General features: G+C 37.4%; 20 protein-coding genes and 1 pseudogene. 17 read left to right on the plus strand and 4 right to left on the minus strand.

Going from position 1 to position 16,946, the window contains the following annotated elements; translation table 11 throughout:
• Positions 1–9 precede the first annotated feature (9 nt).
• Together L6442_RS12185 and L6442_RS12190 are read left to right on the plus strand one after the other, a co-directional pair.
• The gene (locus tag L6442_RS12185; protein WP_212979956.1) at positions 10–387 is read left to right on the plus strand and encodes a DUF779 domain-containing protein; all 378 of its coding nucleotides are present in this window, start codon (positions 10–12) and stop codon (positions 385–387) included.
• Between the two features lie 282 nt (positions 388–669).
• The gene (locus tag L6442_RS12190; RefSeq protein WP_212979955.1) at positions 670–978 is read left to right on the plus strand and encodes a hypothetical protein; all 309 of its coding nucleotides are present in this window, start codon (positions 670–672) and stop codon (positions 976–978) included.
• Positions 979–2,135: 1,157 nt separating this feature from the next.
• On the opposite strand, the gene clpP is transcribed toward L6442_RS12190, so the two are convergent.
• From clpP to L6442_RS12205, 3 genes are read right to left on the minus strand one after another with little or no spacing between them, the layout of a single operon-like run.
• Entirely contained in the window at positions 2,136–2,720 is a 585-nt protein-coding gene (gene clpP, locus L6442_RS12195) for an ATP-dependent Clp endopeptidase proteolytic subunit ClpP (protein WP_212979954.1), read from the minus strand.
• Positions 2,721–2,735: 15 nt separating this feature from the next.
• Positions 2,736–3,248 carry a hypothetical protein gene (locus tag L6442_RS12200; protein ID WP_212979953.1) on the minus strand — a complete coding sequence of 171 codons (513 nt, stop codon included), beginning with the start codon at positions 3,246–3,248 and terminating at the stop codon, positions 2,736–2,738.
• Positions 3,238–3,660: a MerR family transcriptional regulator gene (locus L6442_RS12205; RefSeq protein WP_212979952.1), complete on the minus strand. Its 423-nt coding sequence runs from the start codon at positions 3,658–3,660 to the stop codon at positions 3,238–3,240. Before L6442_RS12205 ends, L6442_RS12200 begins: the two co-directional genes overlap by 11 nt.
• A 552-nt stretch (positions 3,661–4,212) precedes the next feature.
• On the opposite strand from L6442_RS12205, the gene L6442_RS12210 reads away from it, so the two are divergent.
• From L6442_RS12210 to L6442_RS12280, 14 genes and pseudogenes are all read left to right on the plus strand, one after another.
• Positions 4,213–4,485 carry a hypothetical protein gene (locus tag L6442_RS12210; protein WP_212979951.1) on the plus strand — a complete coding sequence of 91 codons (273 nt, stop codon included), beginning with the start codon at positions 4,213–4,215 and terminating at the stop codon, positions 4,483–4,485.
• Positions 4,486–4,506: 21 nt separating this feature from the next.
• Positions 4,507–5,300 (plus strand): annotated as a pseudogene (xerA, locus tag L6442_RS32835) (site-specific tyrosine recombinase/integron integrase).
• A 166-nt stretch (positions 5,301–5,466) separates the two neighbouring features.
• Positions 5,467–6,147, plus strand: a complete 681-nt coding sequence (locus L6442_RS12225; protein ID WP_212979950.1) for a hypothetical protein — start codon at positions 5,467–5,469, stop codon at positions 6,145–6,147.
• Positions 6,148–6,398: 251 nt separating this feature from the next.
• A complete protein-coding gene (locus L6442_RS12230; protein ID WP_212979949.1) occupies positions 6,399–7,016 on the plus strand; it encodes a hypothetical protein in 618 nt (205 codons plus the stop codon).
• A 210-nt stretch (positions 7,017–7,226) separates the two neighbouring features.
• Positions 7,227–7,664: a hypothetical protein gene (locus tag L6442_RS12235; protein ID WP_212979948.1), complete on the plus strand. Its 438-nt coding sequence runs from the start codon at positions 7,227–7,229 to the stop codon at positions 7,662–7,664.
• 215 nt (positions 7,665–7,879) lie between these two features.
• The gene (locus L6442_RS12240) at positions 7,880–8,359 is read left to right on the plus strand and encodes a DUF1643 domain-containing protein (protein ID WP_212979947.1); all 480 of its coding nucleotides are present in this window, start codon (positions 7,880–7,882) and stop codon (positions 8,357–8,359) included.
• Between the two features lie 209 nt (positions 8,360–8,568).
• On the plus strand, positions 8,569–9,123 hold the full coding sequence (locus L6442_RS12245; protein WP_212979946.1) for a DUF1643 domain-containing protein: 555 nt from the start codon (positions 8,569–8,571) through the stop codon (positions 9,121–9,123).
• A gap of 225 nt (positions 9,124–9,348) precedes the next feature.
• Positions 9,349–9,558, plus strand: a complete 210-nt coding sequence (locus L6442_RS12250) for a DUF3800 domain-containing protein (RefSeq protein ID WP_212979945.1) — start codon at positions 9,349–9,351, stop codon at positions 9,556–9,558.
• Positions 9,551–10,549, plus strand: a complete 999-nt coding sequence (locus tag L6442_RS12255; protein ID WP_212979944.1) for a hypothetical protein — start codon at positions 9,551–9,553, stop codon at positions 10,547–10,549. Before L6442_RS12250 ends, L6442_RS12255 begins: the two co-directional genes overlap by 8 nt.
• A gap of 144 nt (positions 10,550–10,693) precedes the next feature.
• Positions 10,694–11,359, plus strand: a complete 666-nt coding sequence (locus tag L6442_RS12260; RefSeq protein WP_212979943.1) for a hypothetical protein — start codon at positions 10,694–10,696, stop codon at positions 11,357–11,359.
• Positions 11,360–11,643: 284 nt separating this feature from the next.
• Positions 11,644–13,377, plus strand: coding sequence for a DUF262 domain-containing protein (locus tag L6442_RS12265; protein WP_212979942.1), 1,734 nt, complete (start codon positions 11,644–11,646; stop codon positions 13,375–13,377).
• 251 nt (positions 13,378–13,628) lie between these two features.
• Positions 13,629–14,201, plus strand: a complete 573-nt coding sequence (locus tag L6442_RS12270) for a DinB family protein (protein WP_212979941.1) — start codon at positions 13,629–13,631, stop codon at positions 14,199–14,201.
• Positions 14,202–14,420: 219 nt separating this feature from the next.
• Positions 14,421–14,903, plus strand: coding sequence for a DUF1643 domain-containing protein (locus tag L6442_RS12275; protein ID WP_212979940.1), 483 nt, complete (start codon positions 14,421–14,423; stop codon positions 14,901–14,903).
• A 136-nt stretch (positions 14,904–15,039) separates the two neighbouring features.
• A complete protein-coding gene (locus tag L6442_RS12280; protein WP_212979939.1) occupies positions 15,040–15,810 on the plus strand; it encodes a nucleotidyltransferase domain-containing protein in 771 nt (256 codons plus the stop codon).
• Positions 15,811–16,224: 414 nt separating this feature from the next.
• Here the strand turns inward: L6442_RS12280 and L6442_RS12285 are convergent, their stop codons facing one another.
• Complete coding sequence (locus tag L6442_RS12285; protein ID WP_237100288.1) at positions 16,225–16,512, minus strand: hypothetical protein; 288 nt, start codon at positions 16,510–16,512, stop codon at positions 16,225–16,227.
• A 171-nt stretch (positions 16,513–16,683) separates the two neighbouring features.
• Here L6442_RS12285 and L6442_RS12290 point away from each other — a divergent pair, with 171 nt between their 5' ends.
• A complete protein-coding gene (locus L6442_RS12290; RefSeq protein WP_212979938.1) occupies positions 16,684–16,887 on the plus strand; it encodes a helix-turn-helix domain-containing protein in 204 nt (67 codons plus the stop codon).
• The last annotated feature ends 59 nt before the right edge of the window (positions 16,888–16,946 follow it).

The following is a 16,946-nucleotide window of genomic DNA, read 5'->3' on the forward strand; positions in this document are numbered from 1 at the left end:
GAAAAACGCATGAATCCGCAAGATGGCGGTGTTCGTAAGGTCATCGCAACAGATGCCGCGCTGGAGTTGATTGAACTGTTAAAAAAGAAACACGGCCCGCTCATGTTCCATCAATCGGGTGGCTGCTGCGACGGCAGCTCGCCGATGTGTTTCCCGGCAGGCGAATTCCTCGTTGGGGAGAGCGACGTACGGATGGGGGAGATCGGCGGAGCTCCATTTTACATGAGCAAAGCCCAATATGAGTATTGGAAATATACCCAGTTGATCATCGACGTGGTTCCCGGCCGGGGCGGGATGTTTTCGCTAGAAGGTCCCGAAGGGAAAAGATTTCTGACCCGTTCCCGGCTCTTTAGTGAAGAAGAGCAGCGAATATTGAAGCTATTGTGAGGCGAGGGCGTCGGTGTTGACGAGACTCCTGCCGTTTGCCGCATAGAAAAAGCGGTCGACAGATGGCTTTTTCTATGATATGGTACCAATAACTAAGGCATTTCGTTCCATGGAACGAAATGCCTTGTCCCATATTTAGATGAATATTACATTAAATGTATAAAGGGCGGTGATGTTATGGTGCTCATGCTTCCCCTGCTACGGGGGGCGAAATCCGTAGTCGTAAAGACGATTGATTTTGAAGAAGCATAGAATACCAATGATAAGAGGAGTGTTGTTATAATGAGTACATGTTTTCAAGCTCTGCAGCGTATGCCAATGAATCGGGCTGGTTTGAAGCGTCTTCGGAATTCGGGACGGCTTCCTGCAATCGTTTTTGGTTCGGAAACGGAAAATGTGCAAATTCACCTTTGCGCTAAGGAATTTGGAAGATGGATGAGAACCGGCGAAGGCGGCATGATCCGGCTGAATCTTGAAAATCATGGTCCAATGGTGGTATCTCTGGAAGCGGTGCAGCGTGATCCGGTAACACAGGATTACCTTCACGCTGATTTTATCCGCGTCAAAGAAGAGGAAATTGCGCAGGCATAAAGTCTATACCGGGGCAATGAGGTTTTATGACCTTATCCCGGTGATGAATTTTTACTATATAAGTTCAAGGCCCCCTGATTTAAAAGGGGGCTTTTGAACATTTCGAGCGTGAGGGTTTATGGACATTCCCAATATGAGCGCTTCTGAACAACTCAACAATGAGTGCTTCTGAACAACTCAACCCGTAGAGCTTCTGAAAATTCCAACCAACTTAGCCTTTGAAAAGCCGAACCGTGGTGGCATCTGGACATCTTAATCGACAATCGAAGGGGTTTCTGGATGCCCTAACCGATGGAGCCTTTGAAAATCCCAACCAACTGAGCCTTTGGAAATTCGAACTGTATGGCCTCTGAACATTTCAACCGACAATCGAAGGAGTTGCTGGCCCCCCCAACCGAAAGAGCCTCTGAAAGCAGAACCATGATGCCATCTGGACCTCCCAACTGACAGTCGAAGGGGCTTTTAAAAATTCCCAATCGATAGAGCCTTTGAAAAGCCGAACTGTATGGCCTCTGAACCTCTCAACCGACAATCAAGGGAGTTTCTGGACACTCTAACCGATAGCCTCTGAAAGCAGAACCATGATGCCATCTGAACCTCTCAACCGACAATCGAAGGGGTTTCTAAAAATTCCCAATCGATAGAGCCTTTGAAAAGTCGAACTGTATGGCATCTGAACCTCTCAACTGACAATCGAGGGAGTTTCTGGACACTCTAACCGATAGAGCACACAAACATCTCCAAAGACCTGAAAAAGATGCGAAAGTGCAGTTATTTTCGGTTGAAAAGGCGTTTATCCAGCAAAAGCTTGCTAAAGTGCAACTTTTTCATTGTTATCTGAAGTGCAGGCCACGAAATGAGAGGAATTGTTGTACTTTTGCAGGAATCTATCAAGAACTCGGAAAAAGTAGGTGTAAAGCATGCACTTTTGCATCTTTTTTGCATACCTGCGGCCTTCGCCGAAAAGCATACTTTACAAAAAACGACGATTCATCAAAAAAACAACGCAACTCACTAATAAAACAAAAAAGATTCATCAAAAAAACAACGCGTGACAATAGATCAGTATGTATATGCGTCTTATGGAGCATGGAATAAATCCCTCGTGAACGATAGAACATTCGTGGAAATCGCCATGCCCCCGTTACACCATATCATTATTCCGCCGAAAAAATCACTTTGTCGATCAGCCCGTATTCCTCTGCCTCAAAGGCATTCATGAAATAGTCCCTGTCGGTATCCCGTTCTATTTGTTCAAGTGATTGGCCTGATTGCTGCGTGAGTATCCGGTTGATCTTATTGCGAAGCCGGATTATTCTTTGCGCGCTAATTTCGATATCTGCTGCTTGCCCTTGGGCACCACCGAGCGGCTGATGGATCATCACCTCGCTGTTAGGTAGGGCGAGACGTTTTCCTTTTGCTCCGTTAGCTAGCAGAAAAGCGCCCATAGAAGCCGCGATGCCTACGCATAGGGTGGATACATCGGCTTTTACCAACTGCATGGCATCATAAATTCCCATCCCAGCCGTTATTGAACCACCGGGGGAATGAATGTACATGTGGATGTCTTTTTCGGAATCGGCGGCATCCAAATATAACAGCTGCGCAATCACCCGGCTCGCCAGCTCATCCGTAATTTCGCCGGAAACGAATAGGATGCGGTCCTGCATGAGTCGGGAATAAATATCGTAAGCCCGTTCTCCTCTGGATGTTTGTTCAATGACATATGGAGTTAAATTCATCAAAAACACCCCTCTCTACACATTACCGTAATCAACCCGGTATCTCTTTTCCAATTCAGACAGCTCATGGCTTTGGATGATCCGAACCTTGGGAAGCCAGTTTTTATCGCAGGAATTGCAAGTGTCGCTGTTCGTCTCCAATGTTTTAACACGTTCGACAACTTGTTCGTCAATTTGAACCTGGTCCATTTCCTCTTCAGTTACAAGTTGTAAGGAAATATCTTGTGTGATCACTTTTTCGCCGGAAAATACGGTTACCTGAATAGCAGCTTCCCCGCATTTAATGGCTTCCTCCGTATAAATTTCGAACAGCACTTCAGTGTCAAGTGGACCAAGCATAACCCGTTTTTGCTCGTTTTCCGCATAGCCGTTCAGGTTGACAGAACGATAGATTCCATCCGGGAGCTGTATCTGCAGTTCCAATGGTTTGGCGGCGGCGTTTTCGTCCCGGCTGATTTGGATCCACAAGTGATTCATGCCTTCTTCATGCTCCATCATCGACTTGGCCAGCCTGATATCAAACTTCATGGTCGGTCCCCCTCAAAACTTGGCTTACCGAATCAATCACTTTTTGTCTTAATTCCGCAGAGATCCGGGGGCTCACCGTGATGATGACATCATCCGTTATTTTCAGCGTTTCATTTTCCAAAATCCGGCTTGGATCAACTAATGCCATTTGCTCGCTGATTTTTTCCACATCCTTCAGTTCCATGTTTTGTAATGTTTCTTGAATGGATGCCAGCGTTTGCCCGGTTCTTGACAAGGTCATGATCGCGCGGAAATAGTAAAGATGTTTGTCCGTATATACTCTTTTATTGCCGACCAGCTCCAATGGGGGTATGATGCCGATTTGCGTGTAATACCTCACCGTTCGCAAATTCATGCGCGGGTCGTCCTCTTGCAAAATTTCGGAAACCTGTTTGGCGGTATAGCTGTTCATTTCCTGTCACCTCCGATGGTTACATCAACTTTTTTTGGGGCTACATCATTGTTATGTTAGTTACATTTTACTGTATATGTTACATCAAAGTGATTCATTTACAGTTTACTGTAACGTTATTCAATTGTCAATTTGTGGTTCTGCTGTAGTGGTATTTTTGATCCAATGTTCTCGAAATGCCCCTGGCATTTTTCTTCTTAAATCATTTTCTGCCGCCTTAACTAAACAGCCATATGATCATTGAACCTGTCCACCTGGAAAACGCTTTAATAGTTGAGCATTAGTCTAGGAGGAGCTAAAATTAAAATTGCTATCGAAAATACCTAAATATTTTTTTGCAGTAGCCATTCGACATTGATTATGTCTGAAACTATTTAATAGCTACAACAGTTTAAAGCTCGGAAAACGTAATATTATTGAATTAATTGCGGTTAGATCATAAAGGATGAACAGCACCGAAAGTATCGGGAGCTTGCAACGTCGAGTACGACGATTGTGAGCTCTTTTTGTTTTCCAATAATTAGGCTGCTGATATAATGAGAGGGTGGGAACGTGAGTATATGGGTATTTCGGAATGATGAGAGTTCCTTGTATGTTCGTTTTAAATATGATGAACAAATGGTGATGAAGATTCGAGAAATCCCAGGAAGGAAATGGGTCAGTGATAAAAAGATCTGGTTGATTCCATTTACAGCTGAGTCCATTCAACTGTTGCAAACTCTTTTTGAAGGAACGAAGATTTATGTTGATGCCGTGTTGATGGAGGAATGCGGCTTGTTTAATAATGAAGTTCACACGCAGGATCACATTCCAAGCTATTTATGAAATGAGTCGATAAAAAGTTCCTTGGTTCGTGCACTGCAGTTTCGAGGTTATAGTAAAAAAACGATAAAAGCTTATTGTAGTCAAGTCCATCGATTTCATACTTTTGTTCAGCAGCAAGATACTTGGATGGATCACGAAAAAATGATTCAGAGTTATTCATTACACTTGCTTCAGCGGAATTGTTCCCATTCCTATGTTAATCAAGCGATCAGCGCGATTAAATTCTATGCTCAGAAAGTACTATTGCAAGAGGGAACAGCATCTTATATACGCCCTAAGAAAGAAAAGAGGCTCCCGAACGTATTATCGATGAACGAAGTGATGATGATCTTAAGGGCGCTCAATAATATAAAACATCGTGCGATCCTATACCTTACATATTCATCAGGTTTACGGGTAGGGGAAGTCGTCCGATTAAAAATTCAAGACATTGATTTCGAGCGGAAAACGCTTCGAATTCATCAAGGTAAGGGGCGAAAGGATCGTATTACGTTATTATCCGATACAGCCATGGATATTGTTCAACCATATTTGCAACAAGAAAAGCCTGAGAAATGGATGTTCCCAGGTCAACACCCAGATCGTCATATAACTGAAAGAACTGTTCAAAAAGTGTTTGAACAAGCACGTATTGCCTCTGGAATCCAGAAAAAGTTAGTATTCACGCCTTGCGACATTCATTTGCTACACATCTTTTGGAAGGAGGAATCGACATTCGCTTCATTCAAGAGTTGCTTGGTCATCAAAGTGTGCGCACCACTGAAAAATATACACATGTAAGTGTGAAGGACATAAGAAGAATTAAAGTCCGTTAGATCAGTTAGAAGGGGGAGATTGAGCGGGAGGAGTCGTAAACATGGTTGGTGAAGGAGTATTCACGAAGTTCGTAAACACCTCTGGATGTGATATATTTCAGTAGTTCGTGAATAAGACGTTAGATGAAATCGCACAAGTTCAAAGCCAAAAGGAGATACTTAATTGATGGCAAACCCTCGTATTAATTCATTTATTACTGAATTCGATGATTATATTAAGAATAAGTGTATTACTTGTGGGGAGATTGTAGATTTAAAGAATATGTTTTATTCAAGATATAAGAAAGAGCCACGAGTTGCTGAAGCAATTATCTATAGATGGTTCGCTCACTATTTGGGGATTGACGAACCTATCAAAAATGAACATAGGATAAAAGCTTTAACTTTAAGGCCCGAAAAAAAGTATGTTGGTAAAATTGGTAAACAGAACATTGATATATCAGTTCTTGAACAGGGACAGATCAAGTTAGGTATTTCAATAAAGATGCAAGGGACTACTCCAGCTTATCTAGATGGAGCTGATTTTTATAATCCTATACTTATGAAAGAATATCGTGATTACATTGAAGTTAATGATAAAATACTGCAGCAAGCGCACGAAAATAAGACTAGAGTAAAAGTTCCAACTCTTCTTCAGGATTTTGCTAGGATCGATAATTTGCAATTGGACCCAAACAATAGATTTCAATCAGCCACTTTTATTTTTGATGCCATGAAAGATAAAGAAATATTCTGGGTTAGGGAATTTGAATCTAAGTACAACCACAAATACTTATTTCTTCTTAATAAGCCTAAAATGATATTTAAGGAATGGGTAGATAATAATCTCGATTCAATAAGATATTAATTTGTGGGCGTTTCAAGGAAGGTGCGACTACAACTAACATTATATTCACGCTGCGGGCCGACTGTCGCCGTCCCTTGGTCCGCCAGGGGAGATTGGCAGGGAAGTGGAGTCAGGCGGACAACCCTGCAAACCTAACCGCCGTCGCGGCCGCCCCGTTGGGGCTTAAGGTTCTCGGGTTCGTGAATACGGGAACGTTATATGAAATCCTCTAAAAGATTATACTAAACCAAAAGTTAAAGGAGAAATAATTGTTGCCATCTTATTTTTCTATAGAGTTCTCGTTTCCCTATCACGCCTTAAATAATACATTTGTAAGAGACTTTTATTCATCATTATTTAGTAAATATCCTTATAAGTCAGGCTATTGGAATAGCGAAAGTAACACCTTAGATGAAATTATTACATGGAATCAAAAACATCTCGAGAACAAGTTTATTCTTGGCTATAATGAGCATGTCAGTAACAACTATAAGCAAATACTATTAACGAGTTACACATTTAGTGAGATACGACATTATTGGAACTATAGAAGGAACGAAATAAGTTGTTCACTTATTATTCCAGAATTTGATGTATTAGCGGAAGTAGATACATGGAAGTTTAAAGCTAGTATGTTTCAGCAAATTGAAGACTTATGTAGACACTTATGGGAAGTAAGTCCGATATACATTTTACAGTCATGTTTGGAAATGGATGGTGGACCGATAAGCACAAATAAATTAAAGGCTGGGGCACAACCTTCTATAAATCCTATTAGTATTCTTAAACAGGATACGTTTGAGAAAATAAAAGGGTTAAAAAAATCGCTTGAAGTAACTAAGATAACAAGACAAGGAATAATGATAGTAGATAAAGAATTAATTGAATAATTTGATGCTACTCGATGAAGAGATGACTTCACATAACAAAGTATTCAAGCTGCGGGCTTAACAGCCCTTGGTCTGCAGAGGATTTTCGAAGAAGAGGATTCAGCAGACAACCCTGCACTGGCTAAGTCCATCGGACCCGGGGCTTACGCCTCTTAAGCCAGTGAGGGTTCGTGAATACGGGAACGTTAGACGAAATACCTAATGGAGGAGGTGAAAATCATTGAAATCCAAATCATAAACACAAATCAATCAAACACTAAGATCCTACATATTAATGGTACCCTTGGATATTGGGTTGACTTTCGACACTCTTTGGTTGAGGGAAGTTGTTATTTTATTCCGTATAATGACCAAAAAATAGAGTTATTGAAGAATTATTCAGTAGAGACATCTCAAGAAGAAGTAATTAATATTACAAATTCAGATGCTATGGAATACTTAATCCAATACAATGCAGAGTTGGATTTATATAAAGCAATTGGTAATGTTAGTTTTATTAGTGATGATGGAGAGTTAATAATAATTTCAGTTGAAGACATGCATTTCAGTTTTAGTAACGAGGACTATGATATTAGAAATATAAGAATAAATGATTGGATAAAGATCGAAATTAAGGGATTAACATTATGGGATGAGGGTATTTTCTAGGGAGTCAGGTACTCCATCTAACACCATATCACGCTGCGGAGCCTGGCGCTACTTGGTCTGCCGAGGCATTTCGGAGAAGTGGGTTCAGCAGACAAGCCCTGCGAGTCCAAGTCCGTCGGACCCGCCAGCTGAAGCTGGCTTAGGACTCTCGGCTTCGTGAATATACGAACGTTATACGAAAGATCACAAATGCTGATATTTTGAGAGGTGACTCAATGAAGTTAGAGGCAGTTTTTGATGAGTCCGGTAGCTACAGATATTTGCTATCTCGTGTTTGGAATCCAACTTTGCCAAAGTTATTATATGTAATGTTGAATCCTAGTACAGCTGATAAGACAACTGAAGATCAAACTTCAAGACAATGTATTTACTTTGCTAAGAAGTTCGGATTCGGATCATTTGAAGTTGTAAATCTTTACAGTTTAATATCGACAAATCCGAAAGGGCTTAGGACTTCTTCCATTGATCCTATAGGAAATGATAATGACTTATATATAACAGAAGCTGCTGCAAGGGCGGATCTAATAATTGTAGCTTGGGGAACTGACCATTTTTTTAACAAAAGAAATGAAATCATAAGAAATAAATTAAAGGCAGATGGATATAAGCTCTTTTGCTTAAAGAAGACGAAATATGGACACCCTGGACATCCATCAAGATTGAAACATGATATAGATCAACTAATAGAATTTTGAGAGTCATTTCAAGATGTGTGTTCCTTCGTATAACACCATATTCACGCATCGGGCATTCGCCCTCGGTCTGGCAGAAGTTAGAAGTGATTCGAAGAGGAATTTCAGTAGCAGGGTAGTAGAATCAGCCGGATACACCCGCACCACCTAACCGCATTGCGGCCGTCCTTCGGACTTAAGGTGGTGGGGCGTCGTGAATACAAGAACGTTATATGAAATGGCATAAAAAATATGATTATGGAGAGGTTACATTGGAAGCTGTAGGAACGGTTGAGACCAAAGCTATATTTTCAGATAAAAATAGATATTATAGATATTACCTTGAGAGAAATTGGAAAACACCTAATTTAAAAACAGCAGCAATTATTATGTTAAATCCAAGCTATGCAGATGAATTTAAACTAGATCTTTCAATTATGAAAGTTTCAAACATGCTTATTGATATGAATTATTGTTCTTTACGAGTAGTTAATTTGTTTGCATTCGTAGCAACAGAGCACTCTGCTCTTGTAAGTACAATAGGTAATACTGGAAAAACAAATGATGAATGGATAATCAAAGCCATTAAAAATGTTGATTTATTGATTATTGCATGGGGATCAGATGACAATAAATACAAAAATAGAAAACGTGAAGTTAAAGAAATTATAATGAAATTGCCATTAAAAGATAAACCTAAAAAGATTCAATGCTTTATTGATGAAGAAAATCGAAAAGGAAGACATCCAAGTAGATTAGGAGAGTTAAAACTCGTAGATTATTCGTAGAGGTATGTCACATCACATAACATCATATCCACGCATCAGAGCCTGAAGGCTCCTCGGTCCGCCCGAGGATAATAGCAGGGAAGCGGGATCAGGCGGACACATCCGCACCGACTAACCGCATCGCGGCCGCCCCTGACGGAGCTTAAGTCGGTGGGACGTCGTGGATACACGAACGTTATGTGACATTACAAAAGACTTAAAGAAAAGGATTTAGGAGGAAGAAAAATGAAAGTTTTTTTTATGGATGAGAGCTTTAATACAGGGAACGATTGTAAAGAAGCATCTCAACCGTATTTTACATACGGTGGATGGTTAGTAGACGAAGAGAAATTACAAGATACTAGAAGCAGAGTTTTAGAATTTGCAAATAATCACCAAGGAGAGTTGAAATCCAAAAGCTTCGTTTCTTATAAAGGAATGAAAAAAAGTGATTAGTTTATCGGATAATTTAATAGAAAAAGAAGGAGCCATTCCTTTCTTTATTTGTTATGAAAAGAAATACATGTTAGCTTGTGCAATCGTAGAGATATTTTTTGATCATAAAACAAATAAAAGGGTGAATGGTTATCTCACATTTCCAAATGAGCATGAGTACTTACGTATAACGATACAGAAAGGCAATTTTACAACTTTGGAAATACATTCAGTACTGGCTTCTGATTATAAAACACCGCCAATAAAAGCTACTAAAAAGGGACTAGCTGAGATAATAAGTCAGGATGTTGATTTTTGTAATTATGTGGGGGATGTGATTAACGGAAAAATTCAAGATATACAGTGCGTTGATATTATAATTGAAAAGCTTCGAAATATATTTTTAACGTCAAATTTAAAAAATATAGCCAATATATTTGTGGCAAAAAATTTCGATAAAAAGACAATATACAAAGAATTAATGGGAACAGAGTTGGAAAATCAGAAAAAAAGAGTGAAAAAGTCTCTTTTAGTACAGCCATCAATTTTTGAAATTGTCCAAAACTTAAAAAATAAATATCCAAATCTAAAAGTTGTAGTAGACACTTTAGGAGATCAAAATAACCAATTTTTAGAAATAGAATCATTATTAAAGGTTGATATACAAATTCAACATGACTCAAAAGCCGAGCCAATGATTATGGCTTCGGATCTTTTAATAGGTTATATAGCAAGAAATATTAGAGGGATATTAGAAGATAAAACAGAAGTTGAAACGAGTTTACTAGCAAAGCTCCTTAAAAAGGATAGAAGTTTGTTTGAGGGAAGTGAATCATGGTGGTATTTAAAGTTCTCAGAAGGGAGTGGAGAAAACCTTATGAGAAAATTGGAGATTCCCTTTGAAAAGACTGACTATTTACAAGTACTAACAACAAATTTTCATGAGTTTATAAAAAATTCTTCTGTTAAAAATAATTTCAGAAAGAAAAAAAAGAGAAAACGAAAAAATTAGATTGAAAGAATTAATGACTAAAAAATAAGTAACGTCACATAACATAATATTCACGCTGCGGGCATACGCCCTTGGCCCGACATGCGTCGGGTCGTGAATACGGGAACGTTAGGTGAAATCTGTGTAAGGAGGGGAGGATTATTAATGACATATAGCTATTTTGACACTTTTGATGAAAAACTTAAAAACATAATCGAAATTGGATCAAAACATTATGATGAAGCCTGTATACTAATATTTGTTTATCTTGATTTCTTAAGTAATTTCGTGGAAAAACCACACTCTTCAAACAATGCAAGATTCAATGGATCAAACTTTAGATACTTTTTGCTACACTATTCACATTTTCAAGACACATTAAAATATATTCAAGTTGACAAATTCATTAATGATTTCTCAAAAGGTAGAATAAGTAAGGATGAATACCAAAAATATTATGACAAGATAGAGAGAAAACTCGAAAGAGTTAAGAATGGAGTAGAGCTTCCGATATCATCGTTTATCAGTTTGGATAATGTTGATTCAGAACACAAAGAATATTTTCAGAAGATTACATTGTTTAACTTGATTTATAGTTTAAGAAACTCGGCAGTGCATGGTTATAATAACCTAATAGAAGCAGGAAGTGAACTTTCAGAGCCTTTTCTCTCGTATACCTGGAATATAGAAGAAGGAAATGAAGGATGGTTCACTACATATATACCTTTTGATTTCATGTATAGGATGGTTGATAATTGTTATTCAAAAGTTAGAGAGGAATACGGTAGTTTAGTTGAAAGATTTTTCGAGGAAGACACAGACATCACCTAACATAGTATTCTAGCTGCGGCTCCTTTGGAGACTTGGTCTGCGGGAAGGGTTTCGAAGAGGCATTTCAGCAGACACATCCGACTTCGTCGGACGTCGTGAATACGGAAACGTTAGGTGAAATATGGACATGAAAATCACAACTATAAGTTCTAGAATACGGATAAAACAATACAAGACTCTCAACAGGATAAAGCCAAAGATGGAATTTATTGAAGGGAAAGTGAGGGCTTATGTCGAAATGTATCGGATATTAGAATAGAGTTTAATAAGGAGTTGTATGAATTTTGGAATTATATGCGTATCCAAGGACACTTAGAGATATATTAGGTTTAAATAGAAGGTACATTATACCTAGATTTCAAAGGGAGTATTCTTGGGGTGAAGATGAATTAATGACCCTTTGGGACGATATACTTTCTAATCTGAAAATCGACGGTAAAAATTTAAGTGAGTCGGAATACTTTATCGGATCAATTGTTCTTGTTGGCGATGACACCGCTGATACAAAATTCTTGATTGTAGATGGTCAACAACGTATAACCACAATTACTATTTTCTTCTCTGCTTTAACTGAAATATTTAAAGAAATTGGTAATTATTCTTTGATGAAAAATTCGCATAAATATGTTGAAGCTGAGAACGATGATGGTGAAACATTCCTGAAGTTGGAGAACGAAAATCCTAAACCATTTTTTCAATTTCGAATTCAACAGATGGATAAGAATGAAAATTTTTCTCCGAAATCAGATGAAGAAAATGGACTTATGTTTGCCTATAATTTCTTTAAAGAGAAGATGTTGAAAGATAACTTGATTAAAGAGATTAAACGTAAATATAAATTAGGTACCATAGACTACATAGATTTATTAAAAACTCTGCGAAACCAAGTCCTGTCTTTTAAAACAATATATATTACTGTAAAAGATGAGGATGATGCATATCTAATATTTGAGACACTCAATGCAAAGGGCAAGGATTTAGAATCTATAGATCTCATTAAGAATTTAATTTTCAAGAAAATCAGAACTACTGCAGCTGGTGATCTTGCAAAAGAGTCATGGCGTTCTACTCGTAATATCCTCTTTAGTAAGGAAAACAAGATAAGTATGTCACAATTCTATAGGCATTACTGGCTTTCAAAATATTCATTTACTAGAGATGCTGGTTTGTATGAAGACTTTAAAAAAAGAGTACCTGATACTGAATCTTCATATGAAAATTTTTTGAAAGAACTTAATGATGCTGCTAATGTTTATGTTCAACTGACCAATCCTCAGATAACGGATTGGAAACAAGTTGAAGAAAAGTTTGTGTTCGACACAATTGTTGCACTAAGAACTTTTGATGTTTCACAGCCTAGGCCACTATTAATGGCTTTATTAGATATAAGAAATAAATCAAAAAATATTAAATTTGAAGATTTCAGAAAAGTAATAGTGGCTATGGAAAAGTTCCACTTTATTTTCACAGCTATTGCTTCTTCAAGAGCATCCAATATTGAAAGTAAATATTCAACATTTGCTAGACAAATAAGATCTTGTGATAATAAAACACAGACTAACAAAGTTATTGATGAAATTATCAATTACTATAAAGATAACTTGCCTTCTTACGATATATTTGAAGATAAATTTACTTCTCTCTATTATTCGAAAAAGGTAACATCTAACAAAAGGATTATTCAATATATTTTGAGAAAAACAGAAAATTACTATCTAGACACTGAAGAGCTAACAACAGATATTATCTCAATTGAACATATTATGAGTGAGTCTACAGAAGATGAGAATATCGGTAAAATTGGAAATTTACTTCCATTAGATAAAAAATTAAATTCATCTATAGGTGATTTGGAATTTAGAAATAAAGTTGAGCAATATAAAAAATCTAAACTAATTACTGTTAAAAATTTCATAATGGAACACCAGAGGTCTGCAACTTGGGGACCAGATGAGATATCACAAAGATCTAAAGAATTAGCAACTCTCGCTTATAATTATGTATGGAAAATTGAGTAATGCCTATCGTTTAAATGTAAATAAGATCTTCTATAAATAAGGTTCTTTGAAAGAACTATCAGAGATGGCCCATACATCACCTAACATAGTATTCACGCAAATGGGCTTTCGCCCCTTGGTTGTCAGAGGTCTAATCAATGAAGAAAGCTCCTGACAACAAACGCCCCAGCCTAAGATAAGAGCTATCTAAGGCTGGGGCGTTTCGTGAATACAAGAACGTTATCTGAAACTACTTGAAAGCTGGTGAAAACATGAATATAAACCAAACGATTCTTTTTATAGATGAAGAATTAACTCAAACATTAAATGACTATCAAAACTGGTTTGTTTTAAAGCCTGAAGTGCTATCCTTCAAACCTCAGGTTGGATGGAGTATTGAACAAATATTAGAGCATGTAACATTAACTAATCACTTCTTATTGATTCTAATTAGAAAAGGAAAGCGGAAGGCAATCGAACTATCTACAAAGAAAGATTTGAAATCAGTATTAGAGTCTTATCAATACAACCTACAAGCTCTTGATGCAATAGCTAAACATAAGTCTTTTAATTGGATTAGGCCAGAACATATGGAGCCTAAGGGAGATAAAGAACTAGGACAAATAAGATCTTTACTTGATGATCAAATTAAAGAATGTAAAGATCTTTTGAAAGAGATGAAAAATGGAGAAGGAATACTTTATAAAACAACAATGACGGTAAATAATTTAGGAAAGATTAATGTTTATCAATATATCTATTTTTTGTGTCAGCATGCAAAAAGACACATTGTACAAATGCAAAAAGTAATGAATGAATATAGTAAATTCAAGGAAGCCGAGTAGCATCAGATAACATCATATCCACGCTTCGGAGCCTGGCGGCTCCTCGGTCCGCCCGAGGAGATTGGCAGAGAAGAGAACTCAGGCGGACACATCCGCACCGACTAACCGCATCGCGGTCGCCCCTAACGGATCTTAAGGTTCTCGGGCTCGTGAATACGGGAACGTAATACGACAGAACTTTGAGAAAACATTTTTAAAATTGAGAAGAAGGTGAATGCAATGAACCAAGACGCTATATTTGATTCAGAAAGAAAGTATAGATATTTATTGACTAGAGAATGGGATACAAATCTACCAAAGTTATTGTACATAATGTTAAACCCAAGTGTTGCAAATGAAGTTTCAGAGGATCGGACTTCAAAACAATGCCTATATTTTGCAAATAAATTTCAATACGGTTCACTCGAAATAGTCAATCTTTATAGTTTAATATCAACTGATCCAAAAGGGCTAAAAAAATCGTTAATAGATCCTGTAGGTTCTGAGACGGACAAACACATCAGAGAAGCCGCGTTAAGAGCTGATCGAGTGATCGTAGCGTGGGGAGAAAAACACTTCTTCAATAAACGCGATAAACAAGTAATAGAATTATTGAGAAAGGAAGAAGTTGAACTATTTTGTTTGAAAATGGCTAAGACTGGCCATCCAAGACACCCTTCAAGACTTGGGCATGACATAGAAGAATTGATTAGATTTGGATGAGCATTTAGGTAGCAAGTTCCATCGTATAACATAATATTCACGCTACGGACATACGCCCTTGGTCCGACATTCGTCGGACACCCAGCATACGCTGGGACGTGAATACAGAAACGTTAGCCGTTTAGGAGGAGTCTATATGATATTAGAAAAAGTTATAAATAGAATTGTAATACAAAGTGAATATAAGGATTTTGTTGATAAGTATATAGATAATATACTTACCGAATTTAAAGGTAAGATTCATAGCATTTATATGTGTGGCTCGATTCCAAAAGGAACTGCTAAACCTTTTAAGTCAGATGCAGACTTTACTATTGTATGTGTAAATCCCAAAGATATTGATTACGAAAGATTGTCAAATATTAAAGACAGGCTTTTGGAAGAATATCCAGTATTAACTAAGATTGATACGACAATTTGCTCGATTGACGATGTATTAAGTAAACCAAATGAGTGGGGTTTTTGGGTAAAGATAATTTGTGTTTGCATATATGGTCATGACGTTGGTGAAAAAGTACCACCGATAATTATTTCTCCAGAGTTCATTTTAGACTTAAATACAGAGACCAAGAAGGAAGTAGACCGTATACATCGTTTACTTTCTAATGCTAGTGATAACACAATGAAAAATAGATATATTAAAGGTTACTCTAAGAGATTAATTCGTGCATTATACTCATTGGTTTTAGAAGATACAGGTGTATGGCAAGATGATATTATTAAGATGAAGAATGCCATATTAAACTATTGCGAGATTGACTCCGCTTTAGTTGATTATCTGTATGCTTGTTACTTGGATAGTAATAATGTACTTGTTGAAGAGTTTCTGGGAATTGCAGATGAAGTATATAGCTATTTTGAGAACGCGTTAAATGCAATGGCTGCTTCCAGAACTTCCTTCGACTAACACCGTATTGACGCTTCGGGTCACTCTGAGAAACGAGTGACCACATCCAGCCCCCTAATCCCGTCGGGACGTCACTGCATTAGGTGTTCGGCAAGCCTCACAACTATAAGCAGCGACTCTAAGAGGCCAGGACGTCGTCAATACAAAACATTATGTGAAATTAAACAAGAACCCCTTAACTTTTCTTACTCTAAGTGTTTTTAATGATGTTTGTAAGTATGAGTCAAATAAGTAGTTAAGATCTTAGACACAAGAGTTAATTCGAGAAGCAATTCCGTCGTATAACATAGGATTCAAGCAGTGCTCCTTCGGAGCCTTGGTCTGCGGATGGATTTCAGCACACAACCCCTTCGGGGTTCATGAATACAGGAACGTTATACTTCAGAATCAAATGAAAAGAGAGCCGTTGGGCCCTCAATTAGAAGTTATATTTAATTCATTATGTAATTGAAGAGCATCCTTAAACCCTTGTAAGTAGATTTCACGTTCTAGTATTGTATGAACAGATAGGTCTGCGTCATCGTAAAGGAAAAGAGTTTTATGCATATCCTGAGGTAGAAGTTCATGTAACTGTTTGAAGTAAAGATTTCGATCAGATGAGAATTGATTATAAATGGTGTTGTTCTTGAGAAGATCGCTATATAAGGCTTCAATTCGATTACGAATCAACGAATCAAGTAAGATTTCTAAAGAATTGTGCATAAATGATCACCGTCCGTTATATTTTATTTTGCGAACAAAAATTTAACTTATTGAATATTATTTTATCATAATGAAACTTTTGGTCAAGACATATCAAAGAAATTTTTGATAAAGGAAATATACTTTCATATAATTAAAGAAAAATTCAATTCGGATATGAAGGGATACCAGATGATAAGTTATAAACCATTTCAAAAATTATTGATTGATAGGGAAATTAAGAAACAAGATTTATTAAAAATGACGGGTATTTCATCGGCAACGATGGCAAAGCTCAATACGAATGAATATGTATCGTTAGAAGTAATTGATAAATTATGTACGGCATTGGGATGCCAGCCTGGAGATCTTTTGGAACATATAACAGACCAGTGAAAGAATAGAATATAAGAGGATGTTGGTTAAATCGAAGATGTGATTCCGTCGTATAACAT

Source organism: Paenibacillus azoreducens (assembly GCF_021654775.1).
GTDB classification, from domain to species: domain Bacteria; phylum Bacillota; class Bacilli; order Paenibacillales; family Paenibacillaceae; genus Paenibacillus_AQ; species Paenibacillus_AQ azoreducens.

Bases quoted from the DNA above. Each gene is read 5' to 3' on its own strand.
- L6442_RS12190 (WP_212979955.1), top strand. From the start codon at position 670: ATGAGTACATGTTTTCAAGCTCTGCAGCGTATGCCAATGAATCGGGCT.
- L6442_RS12290 (WP_212979938.1), top strand. From the start codon at position 16,684: ATGATAAGTTATAAACCATTTCAAAAATTATTGATTGATAGGGAAATT.
- L6442_RS12260 (WP_212979943.1), top strand. From the start codon at position 10,694: ATGACATATAGCTATTTTGACACTTTTGATGAAAAACTTAAAAACATA.
- L6442_RS12240 (WP_212979947.1), top strand. From the start codon at position 7,880: ATGAAGTTAGAGGCAGTTTTTGATGAGTCCGGTAGCTACAGATATTTG.
- clpP (WP_212979954.1), bottom strand. From the start codon at position 2,720: ATGAATTTAACTCCATATGTCATTGAACAAACATCCAGAGGAGAACGG.
- L6442_RS12245 (WP_212979946.1), top strand. From the start codon at position 8,569: ATGAAATGGCATAAAAAATATGATTATGGAGAGGTTACATTGGAAGCT.
- L6442_RS12185 (WP_212979956.1), top strand. From the start codon at position 10: ATGAATCCGCAAGATGGCGGTGTTCGTAAGGTCATCGCAACAGATGCC.
- L6442_RS12225 (WP_212979950.1), top strand. From the start codon at position 5,467: ATGGCAAACCCTCGTATTAATTCATTTATTACTGAATTCGATGATTAT.
- L6442_RS12200 (WP_212979953.1), bottom strand. From the start codon at position 3,248: ATGAAGTTTGATATCAGGCTGGCCAAGTCGATGATGGAGCATGAAGAA.
- L6442_RS12275 (WP_212979940.1), top strand. From the start codon at position 14,421: ATGAACCAAGACGCTATATTTGATTCAGAAAGAAAGTATAGATATTTA.
- L6442_RS12205 (WP_212979952.1), bottom strand. From the start codon at position 3,660: ATGAACAGCTATACCGCCAAACAGGTTTCCGAAATTTTGCAAGAGGAC.
- L6442_RS12280 (WP_212979939.1), top strand. From the start codon at position 15,040: ATGATATTAGAAAAAGTTATAAATAGAATTGTAATACAAAGTGAATAT.
- L6442_RS12270 (WP_212979941.1), top strand. From the start codon at position 13,629: ATGAATATAAACCAAACGATTCTTTTTATAGATGAAGAATTAACTCAA.
- L6442_RS12250 (WP_212979945.1), top strand. From the start codon at position 9,349: ATGAAAGTTTTTTTTATGGATGAGAGCTTTAATACAGGGAACGATTGT.
- L6442_RS12285 (WP_237100288.1), bottom strand. From the start codon at position 16,512: ATGCACAATTCTTTAGAAATCTTACTTGATTCGTTGATTCGTAATCGA.